This window comes from Streptomyces viridosporus (assembly GCF_002078235.1).
GTDB lineage: Bacteria > Actinomycetota > Actinomycetes > Streptomycetales > Streptomycetaceae > Streptomyces > Streptomyces viridosporus.
Map to the genome: position 1 here is coordinate 1 of NZ_MSGP01000631.1, position 7,944 is coordinate 7,944.

Annotated in this window: 7 protein-coding genes and 1 pseudogene; 4 read left to right on the forward strand and 4 right to left on the reverse strand. The window is 73.1% G+C overall.

From position 1 onward, the window contains the following. Positions 1-23: 23 nt before the first annotated feature. Positions 24-1,310 carry an ion channel protein gene (locus tag B7L92_RS34650; protein ID WP_081241201.1) on the reverse strand — a complete coding sequence of 429 codons (1,287 nt, stop codon included), beginning with the start codon at positions 1,308-1,310 and terminating at the stop codon, positions 24-26. A 119-nt stretch (positions 1,311-1,429) separates the two neighbouring features. On the opposite strand from B7L92_RS34650, the gene B7L92_RS34655 reads away from it, so the two are divergent. Beyond that, complete coding sequence (locus B7L92_RS34655; protein WP_081241197.1) at positions 1,430-2,191, forward strand: MerR family transcriptional regulator; 762 nt, start codon at positions 1,430-1,432, stop codon at positions 2,189-2,191. A 13-nt stretch (positions 2,192-2,204) separates the two neighbouring features. Here B7L92_RS34655 and B7L92_RS34660 read toward each other — a convergent pair whose 3' ends face one another. Continuing rightward, complete coding sequence (locus B7L92_RS34660; protein ID WP_004985052.1) at positions 2,205-2,570, reverse strand: YbjQ family protein; 366 nt, start codon at positions 2,568-2,570, stop codon at positions 2,205-2,207. Between the two features lie 147 nt (positions 2,571-2,717). On the opposite strand from B7L92_RS34660, the gene B7L92_RS34665 reads away from it, so the two are divergent. Then, complete coding sequence (locus B7L92_RS34665; RefSeq protein ID WP_081241198.1) at positions 2,718-3,695, forward strand: DedA family protein; 978 nt, start codon at positions 2,718-2,720, stop codon at positions 3,693-3,695. A 46-nt stretch (positions 3,696-3,741) separates the two neighbouring features. Here B7L92_RS34665 and B7L92_RS34670 read toward each other — a convergent pair whose 3' ends face one another. Both B7L92_RS34670 and B7L92_RS34675 read right to left on the reverse strand, forming a co-directional pair. Then, the gene (locus tag B7L92_RS34670; protein ID WP_081241199.1) at positions 3,742-5,433 is read right to left on the reverse strand and encodes a threonine/serine exporter family protein; all 1,692 of its coding nucleotides are present in this window, start codon (positions 5,431-5,433) and stop codon (positions 3,742-3,744) included. Between the two features lie 133 nt (positions 5,434-5,566). After that, positions 5,567-6,058, reverse strand: coding sequence for an inorganic diphosphatase (locus B7L92_RS34675; protein ID WP_004985047.1), 492 nt, complete (start codon positions 6,056-6,058; stop codon positions 5,567-5,569). 79 nt (positions 6,059-6,137) lie between these two features. On the opposite strand from B7L92_RS34675, the gene dacB reads away from it, so the two are divergent. Further along, the gene (gene dacB / locus B7L92_RS34680; RefSeq protein WP_081241200.1) at positions 6,138-7,763 is read left to right on the forward strand and encodes a D-alanyl-D-alanine carboxypeptidase/D-alanyl-D-alanine endopeptidase; all 1,626 of its coding nucleotides are present in this window, start codon (positions 6,138-6,140) and stop codon (positions 7,761-7,763) included. A 62-nt stretch (positions 7,764-7,825) separates the two neighbouring features. After that, a pseudogene (locus tag B7L92_RS43045) lies at positions 7,826-7,944 on the forward strand (zinc-dependent metalloprotease); the annotation flags it as partial.

Sequence of the window (7,944 nt, forward strand, 5' to 3'; positions counted from 1 at the left end):
GGCGGGGGCGGGACGGCCGGCGGTCACCGGACCGCCGTCCCGTCCGCGCGCAGCTGCATCTGCGGCCGGCCGGTGACCAGCAGCCAGGCCGGCAGGGAGGCGAGGCACAGGAGGGCGAGGATCCCCGGTGCGGAGACCAGGACGGCGGCGACGAACAGGCTCACCCAGCCCTGCCGGGTGATGGCCAGCAGGATCCCCAGCACGCCCGCCGACACGCCCACCGCCGGATGCACCCCGGGCACGAGCGCGTGCGCGCACAGCCCGAGCGCCGTGCCGACGAACACCGCCGGGAAGACCCGCCCGCCCCGGAAGCCGCAGGAGGTGGCGACGAGCATCGCGGCCAGTTTCACCACCGTCATCGTGGCGAACTCGCCCGCCGACCAGCCCCCGGGATCGTGCGCCAGCACCGCGATCTCGTCGAGCCCCTTGAACAGCGTCAGGTGCCCGCCCAGGGCCGCCAGAGCGCCCAGCACCACCCCGCCGGCCGGAAGCATCAGCATCGGGTGCCGCAGCCGTTGGAACGCCCCGTGGACGTACGGGAGGGCGTACACGGCGCACATGCCGAGCAGCGCGCCCGCCGAGGCGATCACGAGCGCCGCCAGCAGGTCGCCCCAGTCGGGCTGTCCGAACGGCGGGAGGTGCAGGTCGAAGCTCGGCCGCGACACCAGCGTGGCGGTGAGCGCGCCGGCCCCCGCGGCGGCCAGCGGCGCGAAGACGTTGTCCCACAGCTGTCCCTCGATCCGCCGCCCCGCCAGCGCCTCGGAGATGACCAGCGCGGCGGCCACCGGCGTACCGAACAGCGCGCCGATCGTCGCCGCCTCCGCCAGGGCCACCCAGCCCTGCTCCGGGGACTGGGGGACCGCCTTCGCGCCCAGCCAGACCGCGAGGGAGACGTTCACGGCGATGATCGGGTTCTCCGGCCCCAGGCTCGGTCCGCCGGCCAGCATGAACGCGGTCGCCAGCAGCAGCCCCGGCAGCACCGCGGGCGGCAGCGCGGGCGCGTCGAGACCGGTGGTCGCCGGATCGGGGCCCGCGTGTCCCGGGACCTTCCACACCACCAGCCCGACCGCGATCCCGGTGGCGATCAGCACCACGAACATCCACAGCACGGAGTACCGGCCGACCCCCAGCGCGTCCGGCACGTTCTGCCACAGCACGTCCTGGAGTTGCTCGGCCGCGGTGCTCACGCCCAGCAGGAGCAGGCTCGACACCACGCCCACGAGCAGCGCCGGGACGAGGGTCGGCAGCAGGGCGCGTGCCGGGGTCGCCGGGGCGGCGGAGGGTGCCTGCGGTGCACTGTCCTGGGCCACGCGCACACGATAAACGGATAAAGCGGACAAAGCGTGCGCAACATCCGGGGAGGAAATCGGCTTGCACCTCACGTGGCGTGAGGACCCAGGGTGGAGTGCGTACCGAGAAAGGAGCGGAAGTGAGCTACTCCGTGGGACAGGTGGCGGGCTTCGCCGGTGTCACGGTGCGCACCCTGCACCACTACGACGACATCGGCCTGCTCGTCCCGAGCGAGCGCAGCCGCGCGGGCCACCGGCGCTACGGCGACGCCGACCTCGACCGGCTGCAGCAGATCCTGTTCCACCGGGAGCTCGGCTTCCCGCTCGAGGAGATCGCCGCCCTGCTCGACGACCCGGACGCGGACCCGCGGGCGCACCTGCGCCGCCAGCACGACCTGCTGACCGCCCGGATCGAGAAACTGCAGAAGATGGCGGCGGCCGTCGAACACGCCATGGAGGCACGCAGCATGGGCATCAACCTCACGCCCGAGGAGAAGTTCGAGGTCTTCGGGGACCACGACCCCGACCAGTACGAGGACGAGGTGCGCGAACGCTGGGGCGACACCGACGCCTACCGGCAGTCCCGGCAGCGGACCGCGTCGTACACCAAGGAGGACTGGAAGCGGCTCACCGACGAGCTCGACGCGCTCCACCGGCGCGTGGCCGACCTGTTGGCCGCCGGCACGCCGGCGGACTCCGCCGAGGCCATGGACGCGGCGGAGGAGCACCGCCTGTTCATCACGGGCGCTTACTACGACTGCGGGCACGAGATGCACACCTGCCTGGGCGAGATGTACGTCGCCGACCCGCGGTTCACCGAGACGTACGAGAGGATCCGCCCGGGGCTGGCCGCCTACCTGCGCGACGCGATCGTCGCCAACGCCGCCCGGCACACCGCGTGAGCCCCTGGCCCGGTCACTCCCGGGCCAGGACCACCGCCGTGCCGTACGCGCACACCTCGGTGCCCACGTCCGCCGCGTCCGTCACGTCGAAGCGGAACGCCAGCACCGCGTTGGCGCCCCGCGCGCGTGCCTGCTCGACCAGCCGTTCCATGGCCTGGTTGCGGGTCTGCACGAGCGTCTTGGTCAGCCCCTTGAGCTCGCCGCCGACCATCGACTTCAGACCGGCACCGATCTGGCTGCCGAGGTGCCGGGACCGCACGGTCAGCCCGAAGACCTCACCGATGACCTCCTGCACCCGGTGCCCCGGCACGCCGTCCGTCGTGACCACCAGGACGTCGGGCCGGGGCCCCTGTCCACCGCCGTACTCCTCGATGCCCATGGACCCCAGCTTCACCCCGGGCGGACCACAGTGCATCCTGGGTACCCCCGTGGAACCCCGGGCGGAACCCGGGTTCTGACGGATGCGTTGATACTTTTGGGCAACCAGCACGGCCCTTATCCCCCAAGCAGCAGGAGCCACAGCCCCGTGACCACCCTTGCGCTCGGCCCCGAGTGGCTGAGCCCGGATTACCTGATCGAGACCTTCAGCCTCCCCGGCATCCTGCTGATCGTCTTCGCGGAATCCGGACTCTTCGCGTTCCTGCCCGGTGACTCCCTGCTGTTCACGGCGGGGCTCTTCGTGGCCGAGGGCAACTACATCAGTCAGCCGTTGTGGCTGGTGTGCACGCTGATCGTGATCGCCGCCGTCACCGGTGACCAGGTCGGCTACACGATCGGCAAGTTCTTCGGCCCGAGGCTGTTCAACCGGCCGAACTCCAAGCTCTTCAAACAGGAGAACCTGGAGAAGGCCCACGAGTTCATGGAGAAGTACGGCCCCAAGGCGATCGTCCTGGCCCGCTTCGTGCCGATCGTGCGGACCTTCGCCCCCATCGTGGCCGGCGCCGGCCGCATGAAGTACCGCACGTTCCTCGTGTACAACGTCGTGGGCGGCATCGTCTGGGGGACCGGCGTCACCGTCGCCGGGTACTGGCTCGGCCAGATCGGGTTCATCAAGGCCAACGTCGAGGCGATCCTCATCCTGATCGTCTTCCTCTCCGTGGTCCCGATCATCGTCGAGTACCTGCGGGAACGCGGCAAGAAGAAGCGTGCCGCCGCCGAGGCCCCGGTCGCCCCGCAGCAGCCGCAGTACGCCCAGCACCCGCAGGCGCCCGTGATGGACGACGCCACGACCCAGCTGCGCCGCATCACCCCCGACCGGCAGCCGCCCCAGCAGGCCGCCCACCAGCCCCAGCAGCCCTACGGCAACCAGGGCTACCCGCAGCAGCAGCCCCCCCGTCCCCAGCAGCCCCAGCAGCCGTACGGCAACGGCCCGTACTACGGCCAGTACCCGCAGGGGCAGAACCCGGGACAGCACCCGGGGCAGCATCCGGGACAGCGCCCGGGCCAAGGGCAGGGACAGGGGCAGGGCTACAACCCGCAGCAGCCGTACAACGGCGGTTACTGAACCGGAACCGGCCCGGGGGACGCAGGGCGGCGAGGGACGCGGGCGGCTAGAAGCCCCGCGTCCGCTTCGCCGCCCTGCGCTTCTCGGCGGAGCCGATCCGCAGGAACAGCCGCGAGATCTCCGACCCGAGGTTCACCCCGATCGCGATGGCCATGGCCAGCGCCACCGCCTTCGTGAGGGACACCAGCCCCGCGTCGACCTCGTTCTGGGCGAACCCCAGCAGACCGAAGTACGTGGCGGAACCGGGCAGCAGGGGCCCGATCGCCGCCGTGGTGTACGGCAGCGCGGACGCGAACCGGTACCGGGCCAGCAACTGTCCGAACAGGCCCACCAGGCCCGCCGCCGCGGCCGTGGCGGCCACCGGCGAGATGCCGCCCGTGGAGTACATCGCCCCGTAGACCACCCAGGCCACCCCGCCGTTCAGGGTCACCAGCAGCACGGTGGACCGCTCCTGCTGGAGCAGCACCGCGAAGGCCAGGGACAGCATCATCGACGCGGCGATCTGCAGCAGCGGCCGCGGGGCGCCGCCGAGCGCCGCGTCCGGGTTCAGCTCGGCGCCCAGCTGCACGCCGAAGTACAGCACCACCAGCACCCCGACCACGATGCCCACGAAGAAGTACAGGACCTCCAGCAGGCGCGCGGCCGCGGTGATGTAGAAGCCGGTCAGGCCGTCCTGCACGCCCGCCACCAGCGCCCGTCCGGGCAGCAGCGCGAACAGCCCACCGGTGATCACCGCGGACGCCTTCACGTCCACGTGCGCCACCGTCAGCGCCACCCCGATCGCGGCCGGCGGCATCGCGGCCGCCGTGAACTGGTAGAACTCTGGCAGTCCGCGCCCCGCGCACAGCCAGGCCAGCCGGTCGCCGAGCATCGCGCCGATCGCGGCGGCGACGAACACGAGGACGCCGCCGCCGACGAGCACCGAGGCGGCCCCCGCGAGCAGCCCGCTCGCCCCGGTCAGCACCCAGCCGGGGTACGGGTGCCGGTTGCGGCGGATCTCCGCCAGCCGCCGGTAGGCCTCCTCCAGGGAGACGTGCGTCTCGTCGTCGCTGAGGTCGTCCACCAGCTGGTAGACGGCCGCCAGCCGGGTGTAGTCGGGGCTGCGGCGGCGCACCGTGCGGGAGGCGGTCACCGGGTCGTCGACCAGGGACGGCTGGTAGGAGATCGACAGCAGGGTGAAGGTGACGTTGGGCTCGCAGCGGTCCAGGCCGTAGGAGCGGCACACGGCGAACATCGCCGCCTCCACGTCCTCGGCGCCCTCACCGCCCGCCAGCAGCAGCTCCCCGATCCGCAGGGTCAGGTCGAGGACGCGCGGCACCGCCGGTCCGGCCTCGTCGTGCCGCTGCACCGGCTCCGGCGCCGGCCGCTCGGTCACCGGCATGCGCAGCATCGTGCGCATCCGGTCCTGCCAGGGCACGTCCTTGGTCAGGGTGACGAGCGGAATCCCGGTCGGCGGGGTGAACGCCGGCGGCGGCTGCTTCGCGCTGTAGGTGCGCGGCGGGCTGAACGCCGACCCCTCCGGCTCGGCCGGCTGCGGCGGGGCCACCTCCAGTCCGTCCGGGAGGGCGAACTCGGAGGTCGTCTCGGAGTCCGGATCGCTCCTCGGGACGGCCAGCCCCTCGGGGACGGCGAACTCGGACGTCGGCGACTCGGCCTCGGCGGGTGCCGCCGCGGCGGGCGGGGCGAAGACACTCCTCGCCTCGTCCGACTGCGGCTTGCGGTCCTCCGTGTCCGTCACTTGCCCTGCGCTCCCTGTACGACGTACGGCACCGTCCGTAAGCCTGCCCCCGTAGTGCTCAGTATGCGCACGACAGCACGACGGGCCGCACGCTTCCGCGTGCGGCCCGTCGCGACGCGCGCGAGGACGGGGCTCAGTGGCCGCCCTGCTCCTTGAATCGCTTGTAGGACTGCTCGATCTCGGCCTCGGCGTCCACCCGGCCCACCCAGTTGGCGCCCTCGACCGACTTGCCCGGCTCCAGGTCCTTGTAGACCTCGAAGAAGTGCTGGATCTCCAGGCGGTCGAACTCGGACACGTGGTGGATGTCCCGCAGGTGCTCCACGCGCGGGTCGGTCGCCGGCACGCACAGCAGCTTGTCGTCGCCGCCCGCCTCGTCGGTCATGCGGAACATGCCGATCGCGCGGCAGCGGATCAGGCAGCCGGGGAACGTCGGCTCGTCCAGGATGACCAGCGCGTCCAGCGGGTCGCCGTCCTCGCCGAGGGTGTTCTCGACGAAGCCGTAGTCGGTCGGGTAGGCGGTCGAGGTGAAGAGTCGACGGTCCAGGCGGATCCGACCCGTCTCGTGGTCCACCTCGTACTTGTTCCGCGAACCCTTCGGGATCTCGATCGTGACGTCGAACTCCACCGGTGGCTCCTCCATGATCAGCACATACTTCTGGTGGTTAAGTGTCCCTCACGCAGGTGTGTGATCGCGAAAGGGGCTGGTGGGCGTGCCAGAGCTGAGGCCTTGGCGGGCCGCGAGACCGCACGTCGTGCGGCTCGCGGACGCCGTACGACCGCGTCTCGCCCGGGCCGCGGGGACCGTACGGCCGTATCTGGCGCGCGTCGCCGCGGCCGCCGGGCCGCGGTTCGCGCGACCGGACCGGCCGGGATCACCGCAGGTCCCCCGGGGTGCGCGGTCGAAGACCCGGCGGTTCGCCGCGACCGCCGCCACCGCCGGTCTGGCGCTGGCCGCGGGAGTGGCGACCGCCGCCGGTCCCTGGGACTCCACCGGTCAGCGTACGGCCGAGCGGGACCGGGCCGCGGCCCTGGAAGCCGCGCGTGGCGCAGATCACGGTGGCGCCCCGGCCCACGCCGGTACGCCGCCCCGCGCTCCCCGGGCGGCCCCGCCGGCCGCCTCCGTGCTCACCGGCCTCGGCGGCACCGCCACCGCCGTGCAGTCGGTGCCCGGCGGCACGGCGCTCACCGGCGTCCTCGACCCGCTGCTGAAGGTCCCGGCGCTCGGCCGCCACTCCGCCGCCGTGGTCGACGTGGCCAGCGGAAAGCGGCTGTACGGCACCGGCTCCGGCGACGCGTTCGTCCCCGCCTCGGCCACGAAGATCGCCACCGCCGTCGCCGCGCTCTCGGCGATGGGCCCCGAGCACCGCCTCACCACCCGGGCCGTCTTCGAACCCGACACCGGGGAGGTCGTCCTGGTCGGCGGCGGCGACCCCACCCTCACCGCCCGCAAGGGGACCGGCGGCCCCGCGAGCCTGCACGACCTCGCCGAGCGGACCGCGGCCGCCCTGTCCGGGCAGGGCGTGCGCGAGGTGACCCTCTCCTACGACACGACCCTCTACCAGGGCACCACGACCCACCCGATCGGGGTCAACGCCAACCTCGCCGCCGTCACCCCCCTGATGGCCGACGAGGCCCGCACCGACGCCTCCGTCAGCGGCCCCGCCCCGCGCGTTGCCGACCCGGCGGCCGACGCCGCGCGGAAGTTCGCCGCGCTCCTCGCGGACCGGGGCATCAAGGCCACGCCCCCCGGCCCGTCGAAGGCCACCACCCGCGCCCGCACCCTCGCCACGGTCTCCTCGCCGCCGCTGGCCGCCCTCGTCGAGCGGATGCTGACCGAGAGCGACAACGACCTCGCCGAGGCCCTCGCCCGCCACACCGCCCTCGCGAGCGGCGAGCGCGCCGACTTCGCCGGCGCCGGCGCGGCCCTCACCGCCCGGCTGAAGAAACTCGGCCTCCCCGTGGAGGGCGCCGTCTTCAAGGACGGCAGCGGCCTCGACCGGGGCGACCGGCTCAGCGCCGACCTGCTCACCGCCCTGCTCGTGAAGGCCGGCGACCCGGCCCACCCCGAGCTGCGCCCCGTCCTCACCGGCCTGCCCGTGGCCGGCTTCACCGGCACCCTCGCCGGCCGCTACGCCGACGGGGCGGCCGGCACCGTGCGCGCCAAGACCGGCACGCTCACCGGCGTCAACTCCCTGGCGGGCACGGTCGTCGACCGGGACGGCCGACTGCTGGCCTTCGCCTTCCTGGCGAACGGCACCACCGCCCCGGCGGCGGCCCAGTCCGCCCTGGACAAAGCGGCCACCGCCCTGGCGGCGTGCGGCTGCCGGTGACCGATCGTCCCGGCCACCTCGCCGCCCTGCCCCAACCCCGGCCACTCACGTACCGTTGACGCATGACGAGCATCGGTGGTGCTGCCTCTTCCGGGATGGTCGACTGGAACCTCGCGGTCGCGACCGCGACACGGCTCATGCGACCGGGACCCGACGTGAGCCGCGACGAAGCCCGGGCCGT